We start from the raw sequence: 24,772 nt of genomic DNA on the forward strand, positions 1-24,772 counted from the left end.
CCGCGGCCCGTCGCTCAGGTGCGATCCGTCACGGACGGCCCGTGCGCCCCCGCCTCACGGGCCGCGGGTGACGGATCGGTCCGCCGGAGCGAGGGCCCCGTCGACGAGTCCGACGACGCGGTCCGCGTCGGCCAGCACGGCGGGGTCGTGCGAGACGCAGACCACGGTCGCGCCGCGGTCCGCCTCCGCGCGCAGGACCGACCGGATCCGCTCCGCGCTCGCCGAGTCGAGGCCGGTGGTGGGCTCGTCCAGGAGCAGCAGGCCGGCCCCGCGGGCGAGCCCCTGGGCGAGGAGCGTCCGCTGCCGCTGACCGCCGGAGAGCACCGCGAAGGGCTCCCGGGCGAGCGCGGCGATCTCCATCCGCTCGAGCGCGGTGGCGATCGCGCCCGCCGCGCGCGCGTCGCTGCGGCGGAGGCGGCCGAGCCGGCCCCAGGTGCCCACCGCGACCACGTCGCGCACCGTCACCGGGAGGCGGTCCGGGATCGACGCCCGCTGCGGCACGAAGGCGATCGCTCCGGTGACGTCCCGCGTGCCGGACGTCAGTGGACGCACTCCCGCGATCACCTCCAGAAGCGTGGACTTGCCGGCGCCGTTCGGCCCGGCGATCACGGTCAGCGAGCGCGCGGCGACGTCGAGATCGACCCCCGCGAGAGCGCGGCGGGAGCCGAAGTCGACGTGAGCGCCTCGGAGGCGGACCGGGGGCTCGGGCAGGGGTGAGACGTCCATCCCGACGAGCGTACAGGAATGATAACTGTTCTCATTATCGTGTACGGTCGGGCACCATGCCCAGCCTCCTCGCCGGAATCCTCGAGCCGTTCGCTCTCGACTTCCTCCAGCGCGCCCTCCTCGGCGGCGTCCTCGTCGCGGTCCTCTGCGGCGTCGTCGGCACCTGGGTGGTCCTCCGCGGGATGGCCTTCCTCGGCGAGGCGCTCGCCCACGGGATGCTCCCCGGCGTCGCCCTCGCGACGGTGCTCGGCGCGCCCGTCCTCGTGGGCGGCGCAGCCAGCGCGGTGCTGATGAGCCTCGGCATCGCGGCCCTGCAGCGGCGCGGACGACTGTCCTACGACACCAGCATCGGCCTGCTCTTCGTCGCCATGCTGGCGCTGGGGGTCATCGTGATCTCGCACTCGGGCAGCTTCGCCACGGACGCGACCTCGATCCTCTTCGGCGACATCCTCGCGATCACTTCCGTCGACATCGGGCTGCTCGCCGCCGCCGCCGGAGCCGGCCTCCTCGTCGCAGCGGCCTTCCACCGCCCGCTCGTCGCCCTGGCGCTGGATCCGCGCATCGCCGCAGTGCTCGGCCTCGGTCCGCGCTCGGCTCAGGCCGCGCTGGTCGGCCTGGTGACCCTCGCCGTCGTCGCCTCCTACCAGGCGGTCGGCTCGCTCCTCGTCGTCGGGCTCCTTCTGGCTCCCGCGGTGGCCGCCGGGCACTGGACCACCCGCATCCCGACCCGGATGCTGCTCGCGTCGATCCTCGGCGCGGCCTCCGTGCTCGTCGGCCTGCTCGTCTCCTGGCACGCGGCCACGGCCGCGGGCGCCTCGGTCGCCGGCACGGCCATCGCGGTCGCCGCGGTGTCCTGGGCGGTCCGCTCGGCCGCGTCGGCCCTCGCGTCCCGGTCGGGCCCTCAGCCGGTCGCCGCATGAGGCCCTGCCGGCACCGCTCCTCCCCCGCTCACCCTCGAAAGGACTCCGTGCACTCCCGAACCACCGCCTCCACCGTCCTCCTGGGCGCTCTCGCGCTGGGCCTGGCCGCCTGCTCGACCGACGCCTCCGCGCCGGCCGCGGACGACACGGGCTCCGGCCACGGCGCCGTCGCGAACGCCGCCGAGCTCGCCGAGCCGCGCCTGGGGCTGACCACGATCGACCCGTCGGGCGCCGTGTCTCACCTCGACCTCCTCGACGAGACGGTCACCGGCCTCGGCACCATCGGCGCACCGAGCGCGATGACGACCGACGGCCGCTACCTCTTCGCCCAGACCGATGCGGGCGTCGAGATCGTCGACAGCGGCGTGTGGACCTGGGACCACGTCGACCACTTCCACTACTACCGCGCGGACCCCCGCCTGATCGGCACGGTCGCGGGCTCCGGGACGGCCGTCGTCGCCACGACGAACCTCTCGACCACCGGCGGAACCGGACTCTTCTTCCCCGACTCCGGCGAGGCGGTCCTCCTCGACACCGAGGCGCTGTCGAAGGGCGCGATCGTCGAGCGGTTCCGGAAGGACGTCGAGCCCGGACCCGGGATGGTCGTGCCCGTCGGCTCGTCCGCACTGGTGACCGAGGGGTCCGGATCCGGAGCGGCCGTCGCCGGCTACGACTCGGCCGGCGAGCCGACGGGCCTCCGCGAGGCCTGCCCCGACCCCGCCGGGACGATCACCACCCGCGTCGGCGCCGTCATCGGCTGCTCCGACGGCGCACTCCTGGCGTCGATCGAGGACGAGGAGCTCATCGTCGAGCGGATCCCTTACCCCGCCGGCACCACCGCGCCACCCGCCGCCTCCTTCGACAACCGTGAGGGCCGCCCCACGGTCGCCGGCCTCGCCGGGGACGCGGGCATCTGGCTCCTCGACACCCGGGAGCGCTCCTGGAGCCTCCTCCCCTCTCCCGCCTCGCTGGCGCAGGTCACCGCGGTGGACGACGCGGACGAGACCGTCCTCGCCCTCGCCGCCGACGGCCGCGTGCTGGTGCTCGACGGCTCCGACGGTGCGGTCCTCGCCGAGACCGCGCCCCTCGTCGCGGACACGACCGCGGACGGCTCGCGGCCCGTCCTGATCGCCGACCAGCAGCGGGCCTACCTCAGCGCGCCCGCCGAGCGGAAGCTGCACGAGATCGACTACGCGGACGGCGCGCGCCTCGCCCGCACCTTCGAGACCGCCACCGAGCCGGCCTTCACGGCGGAGACGGGCCGATGAGGCGCGGCTGGGCCCTCGCCTCCGCCGCGGCGGTCCTGCTCCTGTCGGGCTGCACGTCCGCGGAGGAGGACGAGAGGCCCCTCGTCATCGTCTCCACCAACATCCTCGGCGACGTCGTGGGCGAGCTCGTCGGCGACGAGGCGCAGGTCGTCACGCTGATGAAGCCCGACGCCGACCCGCACTCCTTCGAGATCTCGGCGCAGGAGGCGGCGCGCCTGCGCTCCGCCGACCTCGTCGTCTCGAACGGGCTCGGACTCGAGGAGGGCCTGCAGCAGCACCTCGACGAGGCCTCCGGTGAGGACGTCCCCGCGTTCGTCGCCGGCGACGCCGTCGACGTCCTCGACTACAGCGAGGGCGACGCGGAGGGGAGCCCGGACTCGCACTTCTGGACAGACCCCGGCCGGATGATCGACGTCGTCGACTCCCTCGGGCCCGTGCTCGCCGCGCTCGACGGCGTCGATCCGGCCGCCGTCCGGGACCGGACGGCCGGCTACCGCGCCGAGCTCGAGCGGCTCGACTCCGAGATGGCCGCGGCGTTCGCCGCGATCCCGGCCGAGCGCCGCGCCCTCGTCACCAACCACCACGTCTTCGGGTACCTCGCCGACCGCTTCGACTTCGACGTCGTCGGCGCCGTCATCCCGGGAGGCACGACCCTCGCGGCGCCGTCCGCCTCCGACCTCGCCGATCTCGTCGACGCGGTCGAGCAGACCGGCGTCCCCACGATCTTCGCGGAGTCCTCGTCTCCCGACCGCCTGGTCCAGGCGCTCGCGAGCGAGGCCGACATCCGCGTGGAGGTGGTCGAACTGTTCACGGAGTCCCTGACGGGGCCCGAGGGCGGCGCTCCCGACTACCTCGCCATGATGCGCGTCAACACGCAGCGCATCGCCACCGGGCTCTCCCCGTGAGCCCTCCGATCCACCACCAGGAAGAAGAAGCACCCATGCAGAATCCCCACGTCCGGCGGGCGGGCCTCGGCCTGATCGCCGCCTGCTCGATCACGGTCCTCGCGGCCTGCTCGTCGAGCTCGACCCCGGCCGCCGAGTCCTCGGCGTCCACCGCACCGGCCACCGAGGCCGCGGCGGCCGCCGGCGCCCGCGTCGCCGTCGCCTACGAGGGCGGCATCCTCGTCCTCGACGGCGAGACCCTCGAGACCGTCGCGGACATGGACTCCGAGGAGTTCACCCGCCTCAACCCCGCCGGCGACGACCGCCACGTCATGGTCACCATGAGCGAGGGGTTCCAGCTCCTCGACACCGCCGCCGGCACCAGCGGCGAGCCGGAGCTGACGGACATCGTCTTCCCCGCGGACACCCCGGGCCACGTCGTCCGGCACGCCGGGAAGACCGTCCTCTACGCCGACGGCACGAGCGACACGACCGTCCTCGAGACCGCCGACCTGGCGTCCTCGGACGGGATTCCCGAGACCGAGACCATCCCGGGAGTCGAGGCGCACCACGGCGTCTCTATCGTCCTCGAGGACGGCACCTTCCTCACCACGGTCGGTGACGCCGACGGGCGCACCGGCATCGAGGTGCGCGACGCCTCCGGCGCCGTGACGGCCACGAACGACCAGTGCCCCGGAGTCCACGGAGAGGGCACGGCCGAGAACGAGGTCGTCGTCTTCGGCTGCGAGAACGGCGCCCTGGTCTACGACGGCGGCGAGATCACGAAGCTCGAGGCTCCGGACCAGCCGTACGGCCGCATGGGCAACGCCTGGGTCAGCGAGACCAGCCCGATCATCGTCGGCGACTACAAGGACGACCGCGACGCCGAGGGCTACCTCCTGCACCGCGTGGCGCTGATCGACACCGAGGCGAAGACCCTCGACGTCGTCGACCTGCCCGAGGGCGTCGAGTACACCTTCCGCGGCGTCGCCCGCGGCCCCGACGACCTGGCGTACATGATCGCCTCGGACGGCGCGATCCACGTCCTCGACCCCGGGACCGGCGAGCTGACCGCCTCCCACCCCGTCGTCGACGCCTGGGAGAGCCCGGTCGAGTGGCAGGACCCGCACCCCGCGATCACGGTCGCCGGGGACATCGCCTACGTGACCGACCCGGCCGCCGACAGCATCCACGCCGTCGACCTCGCCACGGGAGAGGTCGTCGCCACGGGCGAGCTCGACGTCACGCCGAACGAGATCGCCGTCGCCGCGAGCTGACCATCGGCACGGAGGAGGGGTGCGGGGCCGTGGGCTCCGCGCCCCTCCTGTTCACCTGGAGGGGCCAGGATCTCCGCATGACGACCGACTTCGATCTCGACCAGGTGGTGCGCGACGTGACCGCGAACGTGCGCAAGAAGTTCCCCGACCACTCCGAGGAGCAGGTCGCACCGCTCGTGCGCGAGGAGCTCGCGGACCTGCAGGACCGGCCCGTGCAGGACTACCTGACGGTGCTCACGGAGCGAGCGGTCAAGCGCCGCCTCAAGCGCGAGGCGCGCGGGGAGTAGACCGGGTCAGGCGAGCGCCCGCTCGATCGACGCCCGCAGCGCCGGAGCCGGCCGGAGCGCGCCCGCCTCCTCCGCCTCGAGGAGCGCCTGCGCGTCCGCCGGGCTGTGCTCGCGGTACCAGCGGTCGACCGGGACGCCGTGCCCGGGCCGGCTCAGGACCTCGACGGCGTCGCCCGCCTCCACCGATCCGCGGTGCAGCACCCGCAGGTACGCGCCGGTGCGCCCCTCGTCGGCGAAGCGCTTCACCCACTGCGGCTCTCCGAGGGCCCGCTGGAACGTCGCGCACGGCGTCCGCGGCATCGTCACCTCGACCTCGACCGCCTCGCCGATCCGCCAGCGCTCGCCGATCACGGCTCCGCTCACATCGAGGCCCGCGATCCGCAGGTTCTCGCCGAACATCCCCGCGGCCACCGGCCGCCCCAGGCGCTCCGCCCACCAGAGCGCGTCCTCGTCGGAGTAGGCGTAGAGCGCCTTGTCGAGGCCGCCGTGGTGCGCGCGATCGGCCTGCACATCGCCGTAGAGGCCCAGGTCGCGCACGCCGACGGGACCCTCGACCGGCCGCTTGTCGATCGCGGTCACGCCGACCGTGCCGGAGTCGGGCAGGAGGCGGGCGACGCGGCACACGGCGAGTAGGCGGGGCATGCCGCCATGGTGCCAGCACTAGGCTCGCCGCGTGCGCGACGCGACCGCTCCTCCCCGGCTCGACCCCCTCCTCCTCGACGGCCTCGCCGAGGGGTACGCCGGGGACACGGGCGCCCGGGAGCACGCCGAAGGGCTGCGCTTCGCCGGCACCGACCTCACCGGCGCCGATCTCACCGCGGCCTCCTTCAGCGAGTGCGCGCTGGAGGGAGTGGTCCTGGACGGCGCCCAGCTGCGGGCCGCGTCGATCGCGGAGTCGCGGCTCGAGCGGCTGGACGTCCCCGGGCTCTCGGCGCCGCGGAGCCGGCTCCGATCCGTCGAGCTGCTCGCCTCGCGGCTGGGCTCGGCCGAGCTCTACGAGAGCACCTGGGAGCAGGTGCGCGTGGCCGACTGCAAGCTCGGCTACCTGAACCTCCGCGGCGCCGCGGTGCGCGACGTGCTGCTCGAGCGCTGCACGATCGACGAGCTCGACCTGGCGGGTGCGACCGGCACGCGGCTGCGCCTGGTCGACTGCGACGTCCGCTCCCTCGATCTCTCCCGGGCCCGGATCGAGCACCTCGATCTGCGCGGCGCCGAGCTGCACGTGCTCACCGGGCTGGACGGCCTCCGCGGCGCCACCCTCTCCGAGCTGCAGCTCAGCCTGCTGCTGCCGCTGTTCGCGGAGCACTTCGGGGTGCGGGTGGGCTGAGCCGGCGGTCCGCCTAGCGCCGGCGGGCGATCAGCCGCGTCAGAGCGCGGCGGCCGAGGAGGAACACGGCCAGCACGACGGCCGTCACGATCACGAAGCTCCACTGCACGCCCTGCCCGGAGGCGATCCGCAGGAGCATCCCGCCCGCGACGGTCACCGCCCAGACGACGAGCCCGGCGGGCACGATCCGGTCCGGGGAGCGCCACGAGCGCGTGACGACCCAGCCGAGCAGGAGCGCCGCCAGGAACGGCCAGAGCGTGGTGAGCAGGCCGATCAGCGCCGACCCCTCGTCGTGGCTCCCGCGGCCGATCAGCACGAAGACCAGGACGAGCACGGCGTCGAGGGCGAGGCCGAGCCCCGCGTGCCGGGTCATGCGGGCTCCGTCACGAAGTCGATGAGCTGCTCGACCCGGCCCAGCAGCGCCGGCTCCAGGTCCTGGAAGGTGCGCACCCGGCCGAGGATGCGCTGCCAGGCGCGCGCGATGTCGGCCTGCTCCTCGTGCGGCCAGCCGAGCGCCTCGCAGATCCCGTGCTTCCACTCGGTGCCGCGCGGGATCTCGGGCCAGCGCTCCAGGCCGATCCGGCCGGGCTTCACGGCCTGCCAGACGTCGATGTAGGGGTGGCCGACGACGAGGACGTGGGCGCCGTGCGGACCGGCGGCGACCTGGTCGGCGATCCGCGACTCCTTCGAGCCGCGCACCAGGTGGTCGACGAGCACGCCGATGCGGCGCCCCGGACCGGGCCGGAACCCGCGCACCAGCTCGTCGAGGTTGTCGACGCCCTCGATGTACTCGACGACGACGCCCTCGACCCGCAGGTCGTGGCCCCAGACCTTCTCGACCAGCTCCGCGTCGTGCCGGCCCTCGACGTAGATGCGGCTGGGCAGGGCGACCCGCGCCTTCGCGTCGGCGACGTGGAAGGAGCCGGAGGCGGAGCGCGCGCGACCGAGGCCGGCGTCGCGCTTCAGCCCGGGCGCCTTGAGCGACACGGGCTTGCCCTCGAGGAGGAACCCGGGCCCCAGCGGGAACACGCGGACCTTGCCGAACCGGTCCTCCAGCCGCACCATCCGCAGCTCCACGCCGAGCACGGCGCCCACGAAGCCGGAGGCGACCTCCTCGACCACCAGATCGCGCTCGGCCTCGACCACCGCCACCTCGACCCTGCCGCGAGCGCGCCAGTCGCCGGCGAGCACGTCCTGCCCGTACCTGTCCTCGTCCATCGCACCGAGGGTAGCCGGAGGCGCGCGGGGCGCCGCGCGGACACGGCGCATGCACCTCTGCTTACATGAGCAGATGACCGAGGACCTCGAACCCGCCGCCGAGCTCTTCAAGGTGCTGTCCTCCTCCTCCCGGCTGCGCCTGCTCCGGGCCCTCGCCGAGGAGACGTCGACGGTCGGGCGGCTGGCCGAGGTGACCGGGCTCTCGCAGCCGCTGGTCTCGCAGCACCTGCGGATGCTCCGCACCGCCGGGCTGGTCGCGGTCGAGCGCGTGGGCCGTGAGGCGCACTACTCCGTCGCCGACACCCACGTCACGCACATCGTCGACGACGCTGTCCGGCACGCCCAGGAGGGGTGACCTCCGTCCCTGTCGGGAACGATGATCGCTCTCGATTAGGCGCATCCATTGCAATGCGTTTATGGATCTGGTCGACTGGAGCCCGTCGCGTCCGCGGCCCCCGCATCCGGAAAGGCAGCACCATGAGCACCACCGATCTCCACGCCGAGCACCCCGTCACCGAGCACGAGCACGGCGAGGGCTGCGGCCACCCGGCCGTGCAGCACGAGGACCACGTCGACTACGTCCACGGCACGCACCACCACGCCCTGCACGGCGACCACTACGACGAGCACGAGTCGGAGGCCGAGCACTCGACCGCCGACCACGAGCACGGCGACGCCTGCGGGCACGAGACCGTGCAGCACGACGACCACGTCGACTTCGTCCACGGCGGCCACAAGCACGCCGCTCACGCCGGCCACTACGACGAGCACTGAGGCCGTGCCGACGGGAGGGCTCGCTCCCTCCCGTCGGCACTCAGCCCTGACGTGCCTTGAAGCGCGGGTTCAGCTTGTTGATCACGAAGACGCGGCCGCGGCGGCGGACCACCTGCGAGCCGGGCTGCGCCTTCATCGACCTGAGGGAGTTGCGGACCTTCACGGATACTCCTGTCGTTAATGAGAACTGTTATCGATAGAGTAGCGGTCCATGGAGCCCCACCACCCCGCACCCCCCGTCCTCGCCGTCACCCTCGTCAGCGCGACCGACCCCCGGGACGCCGGGCGGACCGCCGCGCTCCTCGCAGGCAGGCCCGAGTCCCGGATCGCCTTCGAGGTCGATCCGCCCGGCGCCGACGGTCCCGCTCTCGCCGAGGAGCTCCACCGGCGCCTCGCGGCCGACGCCGACGACGGCCACCGCGGTCACACGGTCGTCGCCCTCGACGGCCAGGCCGACCCGCTCGAGATCGGACTCGTGCTCGAGCACCTCTGCGCGCAGCGGCATCCCGCCGACACCCGCATCGCGATCCTCGACGTGGTCGCCGTGACGTCGACGGAGGAGATCCTGCGCGTGCTCTGCGGCGGCGCGGGCCCCTCCTTCGACTCGGCGGAGCGCCTCGCCGCCCGCCTGGAGTTCTCGAGCCTCATCGCCCTCGCCGAGCCCCTCTCCGAGAGCGACCCCGAGCGGACCGCACTCGTCCGCGACCTCCTGCGAGCACTCGCCCCCACCGCCGATCTCCTCCCCGCCGGTGAGCTCCCGGCGGCGCCCCGGAGGCTCCACCCCCGGCGCGCGCACGCGATCGCCTCCTCGATGGGCTGGCAGTGCGCCCTCAACGGGACCCCGCGGCGCCGCGCCTCGGGCACGACCGTCGAGGAGTTCGTGTTCCGCGATCCGCTGCCCTTCCACCCCGGCCGCCTGAGCACGGCGGTCCACGGGGAGCTGGTGGCGGAGAAGGTGGGCCGCATCCTCCGCTCCCGCGGCCTGGTGCGCCTGGCGACGCGCGCCGACCGGGTCGGCTCGTGGTCGGTCGCCGGCGACGTGCTGACGCTGGACCCGACCAGCCTGCTCAGCTGGGACGAGGACGCGCCTCTCGGCCAGGAGCTCGCCTTCTTCGGGACGGGCCTGGACACCGGGAGGCTGACCGCCGTCCTGCAGAGCTGCCTGCTCACCCCCGAGGAGCTGCTGGCCGGCCCCGCCGCCTGGGCGGAGTACACGGACCCGTTCCCGCGCTGGGTGGACGAGCACCGGCACTGAACCGAGCGCCCTCCGTCGCGCGGGACTCGACGAGAGCGACCCGCCGAGGACACCATTAGGCGAATGGTCCTCCGAACGCGCCATCGGACTTCTGGAACCCGCCCGATCATTGATGATCTGCGATAACCCTGCAATTGTGACTGGTGTCAAAGATGACGTTGAGAGAAGGAGATGTTCTTGCCAGGCACCAGAAGATCGGTTCGAGCGCTGCTCATGGGCACCGTACTTGCTTTCACTTCATTGGTCGCGACACCTGCGACGGCCGATCCGGGAGTCGTCACAGCGACCCGAACAGCAGAATCGACAATGCAATCTTTCGGCTTGCTCACGCCTATCGCCGCCTCCAGTGGACGCGCCGCTCGACTAAGCTCCGAATCAGAGCACCTGGAGCCGAGCGGCTCCCTCTCGACGAAGTCCGGCCTCACGGTCGAATACAGGAACCACAGCGTCGGCATCACTCCAGGAATCGCTGTCCGATCGGCGAGCGTCGGGCCTTCAGGCGCGCTCGTCTACAACATGAGCGACTCCTAGGATTACGCGTTCACAGGGGCAGGCCATGTTCTCAATGCGGGCTTTGCTCTCATCAAGGACCAGGCAGCCCCATCTGATTACAGATTCGACGTGACCGTGGATGGAGAACCCGCCATCCTTGAGTTCATCGACCACTCGGTTGCGGTGAAGGATTCACACGGACGGACCGTCAACTTCATAAATCCGGCCTGGGCCTCAGATTCCACCGGCGCTCCTGTCAGGACCAGTTTCTCGATCGACGGCGGCACGCTGGTGCAGAGAGTGCATCACACGGGCGCATCCTATCCCGTGGTCGCCGACCCCAGCCTCGCCTGTGACATCGCATTCTGTACAATCATGCTCAACAGAACCGAGACGAAAACCGCGTCGCAATCTACCGCAGCAGCGGCAGGATTACTGTGCGGATCAATGACGGCCGCATTCGCCCCCCTCGGAGCGGTGTGCGGCGCTTAAGGCGCCGTATTCCACGTCGCCGCAGTTCAAGCGAACAACTCTGGCCAGTGCCTCGGCGCACGCTACCTCACTATAGGTGGCTCTCTGCACCCGGTCATCCAGCGCTGTTAGAGCGCGCGAAGAACAGCGAAGGAGATTCAATGGCCTCTGATCACGATCTCAGTCGGGCGATGCGCCGAGAATTGCGCAATCCCATCCTTGGAGGATTGGCGCTTCTGCTGTTCGGCGGTACAGCGGTTCTATTGCTTCTGTTCTGGTTCACCGATGCACGCGCCGTTCTCACGCCCTTCGTCGGGCCTGGAACGGGACTGGTCCTCACTGCTTTTACCGTGGAGGTAGCTCGACGCGCTAGGAGGCGCATACGCGCGGAGGAGCGGGAGAGCTGACCTCGGAGCCTCGATCGACGGAGATTCTCGTCGCGCCATTGAGCGGCGAAAATCTCCGTCGCCGGTGGAGGACATTCCGTGTCTGACCAGCCCGGCCGGTATACGCCAACCGGAGTCGAACGATCGGACTATCCAATTTGGGATGCAACCGACATCTACGGCAAACGAAGAGTGATCGACGGAGGGGACGCAGCGCGGCCGTCCACCGTGCGGAGACGACGGGCGACCGCAGCGCCGACGGGCTCCGGGACGCACGGAGCCGACCGTGCGCCGGGAGTGTGACGCGCGGAGGCTCCCGCCGGGCGGCGGGTGGGTAGGCTGACCGGACAGCACGTGCTCCGGGGTCGGTGGGAATTCCGAACCGGCGGTCACAGTCCGCGAGCCGCAGCCCCTCGAGAGGGGCGGCGGTTGACCTGGTGGAACTCCAGGACCGACGGTGAAAGTCCGGAGGAGAGGCAGCACGAGCGTCGCGCATCACCGCGCGATGCTGAGCGACGGTGCCCGCGCACCGTCGATCGAGACCCCGGAGTTCGGCGACGAACGGAAGAACCGGGAATGACGATCGACTACGAGCACGCGATGCGCCGGGCGCTGGCGCTCGCCGAGCGCGGGCCCGCCCGCGGACCCAACCCGCGCGTGGGCTGCGTGATCCTCGCGCCCGACGGCACCGTCCTCGGCGAGGGCTGGCACCACGGAGCCGGCACCGCGCACGCCGAGGTCGACGCCCTGTCGCACGTCGCGCCGGGCGCCGCCGAGAGCGCGACGGCCGTCGTCTCGCTCGAGCCGTGCGACCACACCGGTCGCACGGGCCCCTGCAGCCGCGCCCTGATCGAGGCGGGCGTCTCCCGCGTCGTCTACGCCGTGCCGGACCCGGGCGAGCGCTCGGCCGGCGGCGGTCGCACCCTCCGCGAGGCCGGCGTCGAGGTGATCGAGGGCGTGCTCGCCGAGGAGGGAGAGCAGTTCCTCCACCCGTGGCTCACCGCGACCCGCCTGCACCGCCCCTTCGTCACGCTCAAGTGGGCCTCGACCCTCGACGGCCGCACCGCGGCGGCGGACGGCAGCAGCCGCTGGATCACCGGAGCGGCGGCCCGTCAGCGCGTGCACGAGCAGCGTGCCGCGCACGACTCTATCCTCGTCGGCACCGGGACCGTCCTCGCCGACGATCCCGCGCTCACCGCCCGCGGCGACGGAGGCGAGCTCCTCGCCCACCAGCCGGTGCCCGTCGTCGTCGGCACGCGCCCCGTGCCGCCGGGCGCCCGCCTGCACGAGCATCCCCGCGCCGTCGTGGTCGAGCGCACCCGCGACCTCGCCGCGGTCCTCGCGCACCTCTACTCCGCCGAGATCCGCAGCGTCTACGTCGAGGCCGGACCGACCCTCGCCTCCGCGCTCGTCGCCGCCGGACTGGTCGACGAGTACCTCGTGTTCCTCGCGCCCGCGCTCCTCGGCGGCCCCCGCCTCGCGCTCGGCGACCTCGGCGTGGAGAGCATCGGCGGGGCCCGGCGCCTCTCCCTCCGCTCGGTCGAGGTCCTCGGCGACGACCTCCTCGTGACCGCGCGCCCCGACGTCCTCCCCGCGGGCGGTGCCGGCACCCCGGCCCGCCTCCCCCACGCCCTGCAGATGGAGACCCACTGATGTTCACCGGAATCATCGAGGAGAAGGGCGTCGTGACCGCCGTCGAGGCGGGCGCCGACGCGATCCGCCTCAGCATCCGCGGGCCCCTCGCCGTCGAGGGCGTGCGGCACGGCGACTCGATCGCGGTCTCGGGCGTCTGCCTCACCGTGGTCGAGCACACCGACCAGGGCTTCACCGCCGACGTCATGGCGCAGACCCTGCGGATGTCGACCCTCGACACCGTGGGCGTCGGCGACCCCGTGAACCTCGAGCGCGCCGCGCTGGTCGGCGACCGGCTCGGCGGCCACATCGTCCAGGGCCACATCGACGGCACGGCGACGCTGCTCGCCATCGCACCGGGCGAGGCCTGGCGGGTGCTGCGGTTCTCGCTGCCGACCGGCATCGCTCCGCTCGTCGTCGACAAGGGCTCGATCGCGGTGGACGGCGTCTCGCTGACCGTCTCGGCGATCAGCCCCGCCGCCGAGCCGGAGCAGTGGTTCGAGGTCTCGCTGATCCCCGAGACGCTCGCCGTCACCACGCTGGGCGCGCGCGCGATCGGCGATCAGGTCAACATCGAGACCGACGTCCTGGCCCGCCACGTCGAGCGGATGCTCGCCCTGCGCTCGATCGCGGAGGCCCGCTCATGAGCCTCGCCACCATCCCCGAGGCCGTCGAGGCACTGCGCGCCGGGCGCCCGATCATCGTCGCGGACGACGAGGGCCGCGAGAACGAGGGCGACGTCATCGTCTCGGCCCAGCTCGCCAGCCAGGAGACGATCGCCTGGATGGTCCGCCACTCCTCCGGGTTCATCTGCGCGCCGATGACCAACGAGATCGCCGACCGCCTCGCCCTGCCGCTGATGGTGGTCGAGAACGAGGACCCGCGCGGCACCGCCTACACGCTCTCCGTCGACGCGGCCGACCGGCTCTCCACCGGCATCAGCGCCTCCGACCGCGCGCACACCCTCCGCGTGCTGGCCGACCCCGAGGCGACCCCCTCCCGCCTGAACCGCCCCGGCCACATCCTGCCGCTGCGCGCCGTCGACGGCGGCGTGCGCGAGCGCGACGGGCACACGGAGGCGGCCGTCGACCTGATGAAGCTCGCCGGCCTGTACCCCGTGGGCGCGATCTCCGAGATCGTCGCCGAGGACGGCGAGATGATGCGGCTGCCCGGCCTGATCGCCTTGGGCGAGCGCGAGGGCGTGCCGGTGACCACGGTCGCGGCCCTCATCGCGTACCTGCAGGAGTTCCACTGCGACGCGGAGGTGCCCGTCACGGTCGCGGTCCCGGAGAGCGCCCGGGTGAGCTTCGAGGTCGAGACCACGGTGCCGACCACCCACGGCCCGTTCCGCATCCGCGCCTACCGCGACCGGCAGACCGGAGCGGATCACGTCGCGATCCTCGCGGGAGAGGTCGCCGCGGGGCGGCCCGCCCTGGTGCGCGTGCACTCCGAGTGCCTGACCGGCGAGGCGTTCGGCTCGCTGAAGTGCGAGTGCGGGCCCCAGCTCGACGCCGCCCTCGACACGATCCAGCGGGACGGCGGCGTCGTCGTCTACCTCCGCGGTCACGAGGGCCGGGGCATCGGCCTGATCAACAAGCTGCGCGCCTACCGCCTGCAGGAGGACGGCCTCGACACCCTCGACGCGAACCTCGCCCTCGGGCTCCCCGCCGACGCGCGGGACTACGGAGCGGCGGTCGGGATCCTCGAGGACCTCGGCCTCACCGAGGTGCGCCTGCTCACCAACAACCCCGAGAAGGTCCGCCAGCTCACCGACCGCGGCATCGTCGTCGCCGAGCGCGTGCCGCTCGTCGTCGGAGTCGGCGCCTTCAACGAGGGCTACCTCGAGACCAAGCGCGACCGCATGGGCCACACCCTCGACAGCGTCCTCGACCACGACCCCCTCGACGCCGGGATCTCCGGCCTCGCCCTCGACGCCGGGATCGCCGGCGCCACCACGAAGGAGTAGCAATGGCCGGTAGCGGCGCCCCCACCACCTCCCCTCTCGACGGCTCGGGACTGCGCGTCGTCGTCATCGCGGGCACCTGGCACGAGCAGATCAGCGACGGCCTGATCGCCGGAGCGGGCCGAGCCCTCGACGAGGCCGGAGCGTCCTGGTCGCTCGTGCGCGTGCCCGGCTCGTTCGAGCTGCCCGTCGCCTCGAAAGCGGCCCTGGAGGCGGGGGCCGACGCGGTCGTCGCCCTCGGCGTGATCATCCGCGGCGGCACCCCGCACTTCGAGTACGTCTCGGACGCCGCCACCTCCGGGCTCACCACCGTCTCGATCCTGACCGGCAAGCCGGTCGGCTTCGGCGTGCTCACCCTCGACACCGAGCAGCAGGGCATCGATCGCGCGGGCCTTCCCGGCTCGAAGGAGGACAAGGGGCGCGAGGCGGCCGAGGCGGCGGTCTCGACCGCTCTGCTCCTCCGCTCGCTGCGCAGCTGAACCACTGCGGGCGGCCCCCGTCCTGGGGTCGCCTGCACACGAACCTGGGAGAACACGGAGTAAAGTGGACGGGTCGTCACGAGCGACCCCCCTCTCCTCCCCCTCTCCTCAGCGGCCCGCGACGCCCGATCGACGCCCCGCCCCGCCGGCTCGGGGGGAGCCGCCGTCCACACGGAGCCCCTCCCTCATGTCTTCTCCCGCCGTCTCCGACGCGCCAGCAGCCGCCCCGCAGAACTCCCGCGGCCGCGTCATCCTCGCCAGCCTCATCGGCACGTCGATCGAGTTCTACGACTTCTACGCCTACGCGACCGCCGCCGTCCTGGTCTTCCCGTCGCTCTTCTTCGTCAACGAGGACCCGGCCACGGCCCTCCTCGCCTCCTTCGCCGTCTTCGGCGTCGCGTTCATCGCGCGCCCGATCGGGTCGATCATCTTCGGCCACTTCGGCGACCGCGTCGGCCGCAAGGGCACCCTCGTCGCCTCGCTGCTCACCATGGGCGTCGCGACCTTCCTGATCGGCTGCCTGCCCACCGCGCTCACGCCCGGCTGGGAGTTCCTCGCTCCGTTCCTGCTCGTGGTGATGCGCTTCTGCCAGGGCCTCGGCCTCGGCGGCGAGTGGTCCGGAGCCGCGCTGCTCGCGACCGAGAACGCACCGGCCGGCAAGCGCGCGATCTACGGCACCTTCCCGCAGTTGGGCGCACCGATCGGGTTCATCGTCGCCAACGTCCTGTTCCTGGTGCTCGCGAGCACGATGAGCGACGAGACGTTCGCGGCCTGGGGCTGGCGCGTGCCGTTCCTGGCGAGCGCCGTGCTCGTGATCATCGGGCTCTACGTGCGGTTCAAGCTCGTCGAGACGCCCGCGTTCCAGAAGGTCGTCGAGAAGGGCGAGGTCGCCAAGCTGCCCCTCGCCCGCGTCTTCGTCACCAGCTGGCGCCCGCTCATCCTGGGCACCTTCATCATGCTGGCGACCTATGTGCTCTTCTACCTGATGACCACGTTCACGCTGACCTACGGCACCTCACCCGTCGACGGCGCGGTTCCGGGCCTCGGCTACACGCGCAACGACTTCCTCGTCATGCTGATCGTCGGCGTGGTGTTCTTCGGGATCTTCACGCTCGTCTCCGGCCCGCTCGCGGAGCGCTTCGGCCGCCGGCGGACGCTGCTCGTGGTGACCGCGGCGATCCTCGTGTTCGGCCTGCTCTTCGTGCCCCTGTTCAGCGCCGGCTTCGCGGGCGTCATGGCGGTCCTGATCCTCGGCTTCACGCTGATGGGCCTGACCTTCGGCCCGATGGGCGCCGTCCTCCCCGAGCTGTTCCCGACCAACGTCCGGTACACCGGCTCGGCGATGGCGTACAACCTCGCATCGATCCTCGGAGCGGCCCTCGCGCCGATCATCGCGGTCGCGCTCTGGAGGGCGGCGGGCGGCAGCACCGTGCTGGTCGGCCTCTACCTCAGCGCCGCGGCCGTGCTGACGCTGATCGCACTCCTGCTCTCCAAGGAGACGAAGAACGCGTCGTACCACGACAACGTGTCGTAGGACTCCCTGCAGAGGACGGCCCGTCGGGATCCCCCGGCGGGCCGTTCGCGTCTCCGCTGCCTCCCTGAGCACCGGGCCCGCCCTCTGGCGGCCTGCTCGCAGCGACGACGGGGCAGAATGGACGGCGATGAGCACCACCACCTCCCGGCGCGGCGGACGACGACCCTCCCGCGACGACGGACCCCGCGCCTCCTTCTCGCAGCTCGTGCCCTACCTGCTCGAGCACCGCGGCATCCTCTCGGTCGTCGTGGTCCTCAGCCTGTTCGGAGCGGCGGCGAGCCTCGGCCAGCCCCTGCTCGTCGGCCAGGTCATCACCCGGGTCCAGTCCGGTCTCGATCTCGGCCCGCTCGTGTGGGCCCTCGTCGGCCTGGTCGTGGCCTCCGGGCTCATCTCGGGCTTCGCGCACTACCTGCTCCAGCGCACCGGCGAGGGGATCGTGCTCTCGAGCCGCCGCCGCCTCGTCGCACGGCTGCTGCGCCTCCCCATCCGGGAGTTCGACGCGCGCCGCACCGGCGACCTCGTCTCCCGCGTCGGCTCCGACTCCACGCTCCTGCGCGCCGTGCTGACCCAGGGGCTCGTCGACTCGATCGCGGGCTCCCTCGTCTTCGTCGGCGCGATCATCGCGATGGCCGTCATCGACTGGGTGCTGCTGCTGATCATCGTGGCGGTGGTGGCGGTGGCCCTCGGGCTCGCGCTGACCCTCGGCCGCGGCATCCGCACCGCCAGCCGCAAGGCGCAGGAGAAGGTCGGCGATCTGGCCGCGGCCGTCGAGCGCGCCATCAGTGCCGTCCGGACGATCCGTGCCGCCGGAGCCACCGACCGTGAGATCGCGGTCGTCGACCAGCACGCGACGGAGGCGTACCGCCTCGGGATCCGCGTCGCGCACGTCTCGGCCCTCGTGGTGCCGGTGGCGGGGATCGCCATGCAGGTCGCCTTCCTCGCCGTCCTCGGCGTCGGCGGCTACCGCGTCGCGTCCGGCGCGATCGACATCGCCCAGCTGGTCTCGTTCATCCTCTTCCTCTTCATGATGGTGATGCCGCTCGGCAACTTCATCGGTGCCATCACCTCGGTGAACTCGGCGCTGGGCGCCCTCGGCCGCATCCAGGAGATCATCGACCTGCCGATCGAGGGCGACGGCGACGCCTCCGCGGGCGGCCTCGGCGCCGGCGTGGCGGAGGAGGCCATCTCCTTCGAGGACGTGGTGTTCTCCTACGAGGAGGGCGCCGTGCCCGACGCGGCGGCCGTGGCGGACGAGCGCGACCGCACCGTCCTGCGCGGCGTCTCCTTCACCGTGCCGCGCGGCAAGCGCACCGCCCTGGTCGGGCCGTCGGGAGCGGGCAAGAGCACGATCCTCGCCCTCATCGAGCGGTTCTACGACCCGGAGGCCGGCGTCGTCCGACTCGGCGGCGTCGACATCACGGCCATCGACCGCGACGCGCTCCGTGCGCAGATCGGCTACGTCGAGCAGGACGCCCCCGTCCTGGCCGGCACCATCCGCGAGAACCTCGTCCTCGGCCGCCCCGACGCCGACGACGCCGACTGCCTCCGGGTGCTCGAGGCGGTGAACCTGACCGACGTGCTCGAGCGCAACCCGCTCGGCCTGCACGCGCCGGTGGGCGAGAGCGGAGTGATGCTCTCGGGCGGCGAGCGTCAGCGCCTCGCGATCGGCCGCGCGCTCCTGGCGGCCCCGCCGATCCTGCTGCTGGACGAGTCCACGTCGAGCCTCGACGGCCTCAACGAGCAGCGCCTGCGCCTGGCGATCGACGCGGTCGCCGAGAACCGGACCCTGCTGGTGATCGCGCACCGCCTGTCGACGGTGGTCGACTCCGACCGCATCGTCGTGCTGCAGAAGGGCGAGGTCGTGGGAGTCGGCACCCACTCCGAGCTCGTCGAGTCGACGCCGCTCTACCGGGACCTCGCCAAGCACCAGCTGCTCGTCTGACGGACGCCGCAGCGGCGTCTCGCGACCGCCGCCGCCTCATGCCGGTCGACCAGCCGCGCAGCGGCGGCTCGAGACGCCCGCACGTCTCGACCGGCAGCCTGCGCCGGCTCGTCCCTCAGCGCGGCGGCAGCCGCAGGGCCCCGTCGAGCCGGATGGTCTCGCCGTTGATCATGGGGTTCTCGACGATGTGCCGCACCAGGGCCGCGAACTCCTCGGGGCGTCCGAGGCGGGCCGGATGCGGCGTCGCCGAGCCGAGCGCCTCGCGGGCCTTGTCCGGCAGCCCGGCGAGCAGGGGCGTGTCGAACGTGCCCGGTGCGATCGACACCACGCGCACGAGCCGGGCCGCGAGCTCGCGCGCGAGCGGCAGGGTCATCGCCGCCACGGCTCCCTTCGACGCGGCGTAGGCCGCCTGCCCGATCTGCCCCTCGAAGGCGGCGACGGAGGCGGTCGTGACCAGGACTCCCCGCTCCCCGTCGACCGGCTCCCGCTCGGCGATCGACGCCGCGGCGAGGCGCAGCACGTTGAGCGTCCCGGTCGTGTTGATCCGCAGCACCCGCTCGAACTGCTCGAGCGGCAGCGGCCCGTCGCGTCCGAGCAGCCGCCCGGGTGTGGCCACGCCCGCACAGCTCACGGCGACGCGCAGCTCCCCCGCCGCCTCCACGGCGCTCGAGACGGCGTCCGGATCGAGGACGTCCCCGGCGATCAGCTGCACGGAGGCGGGCAGACGCGCGGCCTCCACCGCGTGCGGCAGGTCGAGCACGACCACGTGCGCTCCTGCGGCGTCGAGCGCCGTCGCCGTCGCGGCTCCCAGTCCGGATGCTCCTCCCGCGATCAGCGCGGACGTCCCCTCGAGTCGCACGGTCAACCCGCCGGAGCGGGGGTGGAGTCGGCGTCGGGCTCGTCGGTCGGCTCGCTGCCGGGCTCCCCCGTCGGATCACTGCTCGGCTCTCCGGACGCGAGCGCCTGCGCCGAGCAGTCGGTCAGGGTGGCGTCGTAGGCGTCCCGGGCGCGCTGCGCCGCCAGGCGGACCTCCTCCTCCGCGAGCGGGCTCGCGAGCGGCGGCCGGTCGCTCAGGCCGTAGCGGGCGAGGCAGTCGCTGATCAGGCGGGTCATGCGCGCGCCGATCTCGGGATCGGCTGTGCCGGTGGGCGCCGGGGCAGCGGTCGCGACGGAGCCCGAGTCGCGCACGGACCCGTCCGGCACCTCCGCGGCGGGACCGGAGCAGGCGGTGAGGCTCAGTGCGAGCGCGACTCCGACGAGCAGCGCGACGGGCGGGCGGAGCGTCGTGCGCAGGAGCATGGACGACCTCGTTCGTGACGGCTGCGGGCAGGAGTGCGGCCACGGTAGCGCAGTCGATGCTTCCGGCGAGCGCTGGGCGCGCTCTCACGCCCCAGTGGCACCCCCAACGGGGCACAGGCGCACCTCTCAGGAGGGCTCGGCGAGCGCCCACATCGCGACCGCCGACGCCGCAGCGACGTTGAGCGAGTCGATCCCGTGCCGCATCGGGATCTGGACGGCGACATCGGCGGCGGCGAGCGCGTCGGCGGTGAGACCCTGCCCCTCGGTGCCGAGCACGAGGGCGACGCGCTCCGGAGCGCGGGCGGCGAAGTCCCGCAGGGGTACCGCCTCCGGGGTCAGAGCCATCGCCGCGATCGTGAAGCCCGCGCCGTGCAGGAGCCGCTGCGTCGACGGCCAGTCGCCGACGCGCGTCCAGGGCACCTGGAGGACCGTTCCCATGCTCACGCGGATGGCGCGGCGGTAGTACGGATCGGAGCAGCGCGGCGTCACCAGCACCGCATCGGCTCCGATGGCCCCGACGGAGCGGAAGATCGCGCCGACGTTGGTCGGGTCGACCACGTCCTCGAGCACGACGACGCGGCGTGCTCCCGCGAGCAGGCCGGCCGGGTCGGGCAGCACGGGCCGGTCCATCGCCGCGATCAGGCCGCGGTGCAGGGTGTACCCGGTGAGCTCGGCCAGGAGCTCGCCCGGGCCTGTGAAGACGGGGACGTCGAAGCGGCCGACCAGGCGCTCGGCCTCGCCGGCCGACCCGCCGAGGGCGAGCACCGAACGCGGCCGGTGCCCGGCGGCGATCGCGCGCTCGAGCACGAGCGCCGACTCCGCGATGTACAGGCCGTGCGGGCCGCGGGCGTTCTTCAGCGCGACGTCGGTCGCGTGCGCGTAGTCGCGCAGCCGCGGGTCGTCGAGCGCGGTGACCTCGATCCGCTCCACCGGATCAGGCGAAGGGGTCGGGGGTGAGCGTGTACTTGGTGCTGAGGTACTCGTGGATCCCCTCGAGTCCGCCCTCGCGGCCGAGGCCCGACTGCTTCACCCCGCCGAAGGGCGCCGCCGCGTTCGACACCACGCCGACGTTGAGGCCCATCATCCCGGTGGCGAGCCGCTCGATCATCCGCTGACCGCGGGCGAGATCGCGCGTGAAGACGTAGGACACCAGTCCGTACTCGGTGTCGTTGGCGAGCGCGACGGCGTCGTCCTCGTCGGTGAACGGCACGATCGCGAGGACCGGGCCGAAGATCTCGGTGCGCAGGATCTCGCTCTCCCGGTCGACCCCCGCGAGCACGGTCGGCCGGTAGAAGTGGCCGGCCCCCTCGATCCGATCGCCGCCGGTGAGCAGGCGCGCGCCGCGGGAGATTGCGTCCTCCACCAGCGCGGACGCCTTCTCGACCGCGCGCTCGTCGATCAGCGGGCCGATGGTCACTCCGTCCTCGGTGCCGCGGCCGACGCGCAGAGCGCGCACGCGCTCCACGATCCGCGCCGCGAACTCCTCGGCGATCGACTCGTGCACGAAGAAGCGGTTGGCGGCCGTGCAGGCCTGGCCGATGTTCCGGAACTTCGCGAGCATCGCGCCCTCGACCGCCCGGTCGAGGTCGGCGTCCTCGAACACGACGAAGGGCGCGTTGCCGCCCAGCTCCATCGAGGTCCGCAGCACGTTCTCGGAGGCCTGCTGCAGCAACGTGCGCCCGACGGGAGTGGAGCCGGTGAAGGACACCTTCCGCAGGCGGGGATCCGACAGGATCGGAGCCGACACGGCTCCCGCCGAGGACGTGGTGACCACGTTGAGCACGCCGTCGGGGAGCCCCGCCTCGGCGAGCAGTGCCGCGAAGGCGAGCGTGGTGAGCGGAGTGAGCTCGGCCGGCTTCACGACGACGGTGCAGCCCGCCGCCAGCGCCGGAGCGATCTTCCGCGTCGCCATGGCGAGCGGGAAGTTCCAGGGGGTGATGAGGTAGCAGGGGCCCACCGGGTGCTGCGAGACGATCATCCGGCCGCTGCCCTCGGGCGAGACTCCGTAGCGTCCGCTGATGCGCACCGCCTCCTCGCTGAACCAGCGGAGGAATTCGCCGCCGTACACGACCTCGCCCCTCGCCTCCGCGACCGGCTTGCCCATCTCGAGCGCCATCAGGAGCGCGAACTCCTCGGTGCGCTCCTGCAGGAGGTCGAACGCCCGCCGGAGGATCTCGCCCCGCTTCCGCGGCGCCGTCGCGGCCCACGACGGACCGGCGGCGACGGCGGCGTCGAGCGCCCGGACCCCGTCCTCCGGAGTCGCGTCGGCGATCGAGACCAGGACCGCTCCGGTGGCCGGGTCCTCGACGTCGATCTTGCCGCCGCCGGAGGCGTCCACCCACTCACCGCCGATCAGCAGCTGCGTGGGGATGCGGGCGAGCAGAGCGGTCTCGGCGGCGCGGGACGCGACGGAATCAGTCACAGGAGGAAACCACTTCTTCGGATCGGAGCGCGCAGACCGCGCCGGGAGGAGCTTCTCGTCCTCCCAGTGTAGGACGAGCGATCGCTCCGGGGGCGGGGTCGCCGGGAGCCGCGAGGACCTGCGCCTCCCTGAGCCCTGTGGAGGGACGAGCGCTCAGACGGACCGCTCGACGCGGACTCCCGCCTCCGTCAGCTCGCGCAGCGCCGCGCCACTCGCCTCCTCGGAGACGCCTGCGACCAGGTCCTGGAGCACGCGGACCTCGAGCCCCGCCCGTCGCGCGTCGAGCGCCGAGGCGCGCACGCAGTGGTCGGTCGCGAGTCCCACGACGTCGAGCGCGGTGACGCCCCGCTCCGCGAGCACGGCGCCGAGCTCCTCGCCCGCCTCCGTCGTGCCCTCGAAGGCCGAGTAGGAGGGGCGGCCCTGCCCCTTGAGGATCTGCACGTCGATCCGAGCGGTGTCCAGGGCCAGGTGGAACCGCGCGCCGTCCGTGCCGGCGACGCAGTGGACGGGCCAGCTGTCGACGAAGTCCGGCTCCACCGCGAAGTGGCCGCCGTTGTCGGAGTCGCCCTCATGCCAGTCGCGGGAGGCCAGCACCGCGGAGTAGCGGTCGGCGTGCGCCGCCAGATGCGCGGTGATTCCCTGGGCGACGGCCGCGCCGCCTGTGACGGCGAGCGCGCCGCCCTCGGTGAAGTCGTTCTGCACGTCGACGATCAGGAGTGCGGTGGTCATCGTAGGCCTTCCGGGAGGAGGTGGCGAGGAGGAGCGGGAGGTCGACCCGCCCGCGTCAGGAATCGGAGAGCGAGGATCCGCAGCGGTAGACACCCGTCACGAGAGTGTCGATCGCGGTCTTCGCCGAGTCGGAGACGTCGCCGAGAGCGTAGACCGCGAAGGTCAGCTCGGTACCGTCCGCCGCGGCGACCACGCCGGCCAGGGTGTATCCGGTGTCGATCCAGCCCGTCTTCGCCCGCACCGCGCCGTCGGCCGCGGCGTTGTCGCCGGCGAAGCGGTCGGAGTAGGAGAGCGAGCCCGTCCGTCCCGACACCGGCAGGCCGTCCAGGAGGATCCCCAGCTGCCCCTCGCGGGCCTGCACCTTCCGGAGCAGCTCGGTGAAGTACGCCGGCGCGACCGCGTTGTCGTCGCTCAGGCCGGAGCCGTCGACGATCGCGATCCCGGACGTGTCGACGCCGTAACCGGCGAGCCCCTGCAGCACACCGGCCTGCTCGGCAGCGAAGTCGCTGCCCGCGCCGGTGCGGATCGCGACGAGTCGCGCGAGCATCTCGGCGATCGCGTTGTCGGAGACGAGCAGCATCTGCTGCACGAGCGTGCCGACCGGGGCGGACTCCACCGTGCCGAGAACCGCGGCGCCCGCGGGAGCGGTCCCCGCGGAGACCACGGGCGAGCCGTCCAGCTCGTCGGCGAACGCCTCGCCGGCCCGGCCGACCGGATCCGTGCCGCGCTCGGAGGTCGAGGCCGTGGGGTCCTCGCGATCGCCGTCCACCTGGAGCGCCGTGATCTCGGGCATGTAGCCGTCGACCTGCTCCTTGCGGTTCCAGCTCGGCTGCCAGGTCTCGCCCGAGTAGAGGGAGGAGTCGAGCACCAGCGACGTGATCGGCGTCCCGTCGGTAGAGGGGTCCGCCTCCCAGGCGCTCTCGACCTGCGCCGCGAGGTCGTCGAGGTGGGCCGCTCCGGCGTAGGTCGACTCCCGGCCGGTCGGGAGCCGGGTCAGGGTGAGGTCTCCCCCGCCGACGAGGACGACGCTCCCGGGTTCGCTCCCCCGGACCACGGTGGTGGCGATCCGCGTGTCCGGGCCGAGGACCGCGAGCGCCGACGCGGCCGTCAGGATCTTGAGGGCGGAGGCGGTGCGGGACGCGGTCTTGCCTCCGCGGTCGAACAGGACCTCGCCCGTCGCGGCGTCGACCACACGCGCCTGCATCGAGCCGAGGCGCGGGTCGGCGGCGAGCCCCGCCACCGAGCAGGTGCGGAGCGCCTCGGCCGCCGCTTCGGCGGTGGGCCGCGCCGTGGCCGTCGGCGTCGGGGTGGGAGTCGCGGTGGCGGTCGGGGTCGAGGCGACGGGCAGCGCCCCGGGCTCCGCGGCGCTGCCGAGAGCCGTCCCCACGCCGAAGGCGCCGCCACCGAGCACGGCGGCCACGAGCACCGCGGCGACCACGAGAGTGCGGCGACGGCGGGGAGGAGGCGTGTCGGTCATCCGCAACAGG

27 protein-coding genes and 1 riboswitch are annotated in these 24,772 nt (G+C 72.8%); of the genes, 16 read left to right on the forward strand and 11 right to left on the reverse strand.

What is annotated here, in order from left to right; genetic code table 11:
* Nucleotides 1-54: 54 nt before the first annotated feature.
* Nucleotides 55-726, reverse strand: coding sequence for a zinc ABC transporter ATP-binding protein AztA (gene aztA, locus C5C59_RS08170; RefSeq protein ID WP_104237701.1), 672 nt, complete (start codon nucleotides 724-726; stop codon nucleotides 55-57).
* Between the two features lie 56 nt (nucleotides 727-782).
* On the opposite strand from aztA, the gene aztB reads away from it, so the two are divergent.
* The 5 genes from aztB to C5C59_RS08195 all read left to right on the forward strand — a co-directional run bounded on the left by aztB (nucleotide 783) and on the right by C5C59_RS08195 (nucleotide 5,362).
* Complete coding sequence (gene aztB, locus C5C59_RS08175; protein WP_104237702.1) at nucleotides 783-1,646, forward strand: zinc ABC transporter permease AztB; 864 nt, start codon at nucleotides 783-785, stop codon at nucleotides 1,644-1,646.
* 47 nt (nucleotides 1,647-1,693) lie between these two features.
* On the forward strand, nucleotides 1,694-2,914 hold the full coding sequence (locus C5C59_RS08180; protein WP_104237703.1) for an ABC transporter: 1,221 nt from the start codon (nucleotides 1,694-1,696) through the stop codon (nucleotides 2,912-2,914).
* Entirely contained in the window at nucleotides 2,911-3,819 is a 909-nt protein-coding gene (gene aztC, locus C5C59_RS08185) for a zinc ABC transporter substrate-binding protein AztC (protein WP_104222249.1), read from the forward strand. The genes C5C59_RS08180 and aztC overlap by 4 nt, the downstream gene beginning before the upstream one ends.
* A gap of 35 nt (nucleotides 3,820-3,854) precedes the next feature.
* Nucleotides 3,855-5,075 carry a zinc metallochaperone AztD gene (aztD, locus tag C5C59_RS08190; RefSeq protein WP_104237704.1) on the forward strand — a complete coding sequence of 407 codons (1,221 nt, stop codon included), beginning with the start codon at nucleotides 3,855-3,857 and terminating at the stop codon, nucleotides 5,073-5,075.
* A gap of 77 nt (nucleotides 5,076-5,152) precedes the next feature.
* On the forward strand, nucleotides 5,153-5,362 hold the full coding sequence (locus C5C59_RS08195; RefSeq protein ID WP_104262881.1) for a three-helix bundle dimerization domain-containing protein: 210 nt from the start codon (nucleotides 5,153-5,155) through the stop codon (nucleotides 5,360-5,362).
* 6 nt (nucleotides 5,363-5,368) lie between these two features.
* Here the strand turns inward: C5C59_RS08195 and C5C59_RS08200 are convergent, their stop codons facing one another.
* On the reverse strand, nucleotides 5,369-6,004 hold the full coding sequence (locus C5C59_RS08200) for an MOSC domain-containing protein (protein ID WP_104226901.1): 636 nt from the start codon (nucleotides 6,002-6,004) through the stop codon (nucleotides 5,369-5,371).
* Between the two features lie 31 nt (nucleotides 6,005-6,035).
* Here C5C59_RS08200 and C5C59_RS08205 point away from each other — a divergent pair, with 31 nt between their 5' ends.
* Nucleotides 6,036-6,689, forward strand: a complete 654-nt coding sequence (locus C5C59_RS08205; protein ID WP_104237705.1) for a pentapeptide repeat-containing protein — start codon at nucleotides 6,036-6,038, stop codon at nucleotides 6,687-6,689.
* A 13-nt stretch (nucleotides 6,690-6,702) separates the two neighbouring features.
* Here the strand turns inward: C5C59_RS08205 and C5C59_RS08210 are convergent, their stop codons facing one another.
* Both C5C59_RS08210 and C5C59_RS08215 read right to left on the reverse strand, forming a co-directional pair.
* Nucleotides 6,703-7,062 carry a DUF3054 domain-containing protein gene (locus C5C59_RS08210; protein WP_104233715.1) on the reverse strand — a complete coding sequence of 120 codons (360 nt, stop codon included), beginning with the start codon at nucleotides 7,060-7,062 and terminating at the stop codon, nucleotides 6,703-6,705.
* On the reverse strand, nucleotides 7,059-7,907 hold the full coding sequence (locus C5C59_RS08215) for a DUF3097 domain-containing protein (protein ID WP_104237706.1): 849 nt from the start codon (nucleotides 7,905-7,907) through the stop codon (nucleotides 7,059-7,061). The genes C5C59_RS08210 and C5C59_RS08215 overlap by 4 nt, the downstream gene beginning before the upstream one ends.
* Nucleotides 7,908-7,980: 73 nt before the next feature.
* Here C5C59_RS08215 and C5C59_RS08220 point away from each other — a divergent pair, with 73 nt between their 5' ends.
* Nucleotides 7,981-8,262, forward strand: coding sequence for a helix-turn-helix transcriptional regulator (locus C5C59_RS08220; RefSeq protein WP_104237707.1), 282 nt, complete (start codon nucleotides 7,981-7,983; stop codon nucleotides 8,260-8,262).
* A gap of 122 nt (nucleotides 8,263-8,384) precedes the next feature.
* Complete coding sequence (locus C5C59_RS08225; RefSeq protein WP_104237708.1) at nucleotides 8,385-8,681, forward strand: hypothetical protein; 297 nt, start codon at nucleotides 8,385-8,387, stop codon at nucleotides 8,679-8,681.
* 40 nt (nucleotides 8,682-8,721) lie between these two features.
* Here C5C59_RS08225 and ykgO read toward each other — a convergent pair whose 3' ends face one another.
* Nucleotides 8,722-8,844 (reverse strand): type B 50S ribosomal protein L36, encoded by a 123-nt coding sequence (gene ykgO / locus C5C59_RS08230; RefSeq protein ID WP_104226896.1) that lies wholly within the window; start codon nucleotides 8,842-8,844, stop codon nucleotides 8,722-8,724.
* A 48-nt stretch (nucleotides 8,845-8,892) separates the two neighbouring features.
* Here ykgO and C5C59_RS08235 point away from each other — a divergent pair, with 48 nt between their 5' ends.
* The 8 genes from C5C59_RS08235 to C5C59_RS08265 all read left to right on the forward strand — a co-directional run bounded on the left by C5C59_RS08235 (nucleotide 8,893) and on the right by C5C59_RS08265 (nucleotide 18,835).
* The gene (locus tag C5C59_RS08235) at nucleotides 8,893-9,936 is read left to right on the forward strand and encodes a GTP-binding protein (protein WP_104237709.1); all 1,044 of its coding nucleotides are present in this window, start codon (nucleotides 8,893-8,895) and stop codon (nucleotides 9,934-9,936) included.
* A 621-nt stretch (nucleotides 9,937-10,557) separates the two neighbouring features.
* On the forward strand, nucleotides 10,558-10,920 hold the full coding sequence (locus C5C59_RS17015; protein WP_146082805.1) for a hypothetical protein: 363 nt from the start codon (nucleotides 10,558-10,560) through the stop codon (nucleotides 10,918-10,920).
* A 717-nt stretch (nucleotides 10,921-11,637) separates the two neighbouring features.
* A riboswitch (FMN riboswitch) is annotated at nucleotides 11,638-11,770 on the forward strand.
* Nucleotides 11,771-11,861: 91 nt separating this feature from the next.
* Entirely contained in the window at nucleotides 11,862-12,938 is a 1,077-nt protein-coding gene (gene ribD / locus C5C59_RS08240; protein WP_258062660.1) for a bifunctional diaminohydroxyphosphoribosylaminopyrimidine deaminase/5-amino-6-(5-phosphoribosylamino)uracil reductase RibD, read from the forward strand.
* Entirely contained in the window at nucleotides 12,938-13,564 is a 627-nt protein-coding gene (locus C5C59_RS08245; RefSeq protein ID WP_104233719.1) for a riboflavin synthase, read from the forward strand. Before ribD ends, C5C59_RS08245 begins: the two co-directional genes overlap by 1 nt.
* A complete protein-coding gene (gene ribA / locus C5C59_RS08250) occupies nucleotides 13,561-14,883 on the forward strand; it encodes a GTP cyclohydrolase II (RefSeq protein ID WP_104222225.1) in 1,323 nt (440 codons plus the stop codon). Before C5C59_RS08245 ends, ribA begins: the two co-directional genes overlap by 4 nt.
* A 2-nt stretch (nucleotides 14,884-14,885) precedes the next feature.
* A complete protein-coding gene (gene ribH / locus C5C59_RS08255) occupies nucleotides 14,886-15,359 on the forward strand; it encodes a 6,7-dimethyl-8-ribityllumazine synthase (protein ID WP_104237710.1) in 474 nt (157 codons plus the stop codon).
* A 187-nt stretch (nucleotides 15,360-15,546) separates the two neighbouring features.
* A complete protein-coding gene (locus C5C59_RS08260) occupies nucleotides 15,547-16,893 on the forward strand; it encodes an MFS transporter (RefSeq protein WP_104222221.1) in 1,347 nt (448 codons plus the stop codon).
* 127 nt (nucleotides 16,894-17,020) lie between these two features.
* Nucleotides 17,021-18,835, forward strand: coding sequence for an ABC transporter ATP-binding protein (locus C5C59_RS08265; protein ID WP_104233721.1), 1,815 nt, complete (start codon nucleotides 17,021-17,023; stop codon nucleotides 18,833-18,835).
* Between the two features lie 115 nt (nucleotides 18,836-18,950).
* On the opposite strand, the gene C5C59_RS08270 is transcribed toward C5C59_RS08265, so the two are convergent.
* The 6 genes from C5C59_RS08270 to dacB form a co-directional block, all read right to left on the reverse strand.
* Nucleotides 18,951-19,694, reverse strand: a complete 744-nt coding sequence (locus C5C59_RS08270; protein ID WP_104237734.1) for an SDR family NAD(P)-dependent oxidoreductase — start codon at nucleotides 19,692-19,694, stop codon at nucleotides 18,951-18,953.
* A 2-nt stretch (nucleotides 19,695-19,696) separates the two neighbouring features.
* The gene (locus tag C5C59_RS08275; RefSeq protein WP_104237711.1) at nucleotides 19,697-20,134 is read right to left on the reverse strand and encodes a hypothetical protein; all 438 of its coding nucleotides are present in this window, start codon (nucleotides 20,132-20,134) and stop codon (nucleotides 19,697-19,699) included.
* A gap of 126 nt (nucleotides 20,135-20,260) precedes the next feature.
* Nucleotides 20,261-21,064, reverse strand: coding sequence for an RNA methyltransferase (locus tag C5C59_RS08280; RefSeq protein WP_104237712.1), 804 nt, complete (start codon nucleotides 21,062-21,064; stop codon nucleotides 20,261-20,263).
* Nucleotides 21,065-21,068: 4 nt separating this feature from the next.
* Nucleotides 21,069-22,556, reverse strand: a complete 1,488-nt coding sequence (locus C5C59_RS08285; protein WP_104237713.1) for an NAD-dependent succinate-semialdehyde dehydrogenase — start codon at nucleotides 22,554-22,556, stop codon at nucleotides 21,069-21,071.
* A 153-nt stretch (nucleotides 22,557-22,709) separates the two neighbouring features.
* Nucleotides 22,710-23,285, reverse strand: a complete 576-nt coding sequence (locus C5C59_RS08290; RefSeq protein ID WP_104237714.1) for an isochorismatase family protein — start codon at nucleotides 23,283-23,285, stop codon at nucleotides 22,710-22,712.
* A gap of 55 nt (nucleotides 23,286-23,340) precedes the next feature.
* Nucleotides 23,341-24,762 (reverse strand): D-alanyl-D-alanine carboxypeptidase/D-alanyl-D-alanine-endopeptidase, encoded by a 1,422-nt coding sequence (gene dacB, locus C5C59_RS08295; RefSeq protein WP_104237715.1) that lies wholly within the window; start codon nucleotides 24,760-24,762, stop codon nucleotides 23,341-23,343.
* Nucleotides 24,763-24,772 lie beyond the last annotated feature (10 nt).

The organism is Rathayibacter sp. AY1F4, from assembly GCF_002931775.1.
GTDB lineage: Bacteria > Actinomycetota > Actinomycetes > Actinomycetales > Microbacteriaceae > Rathayibacter.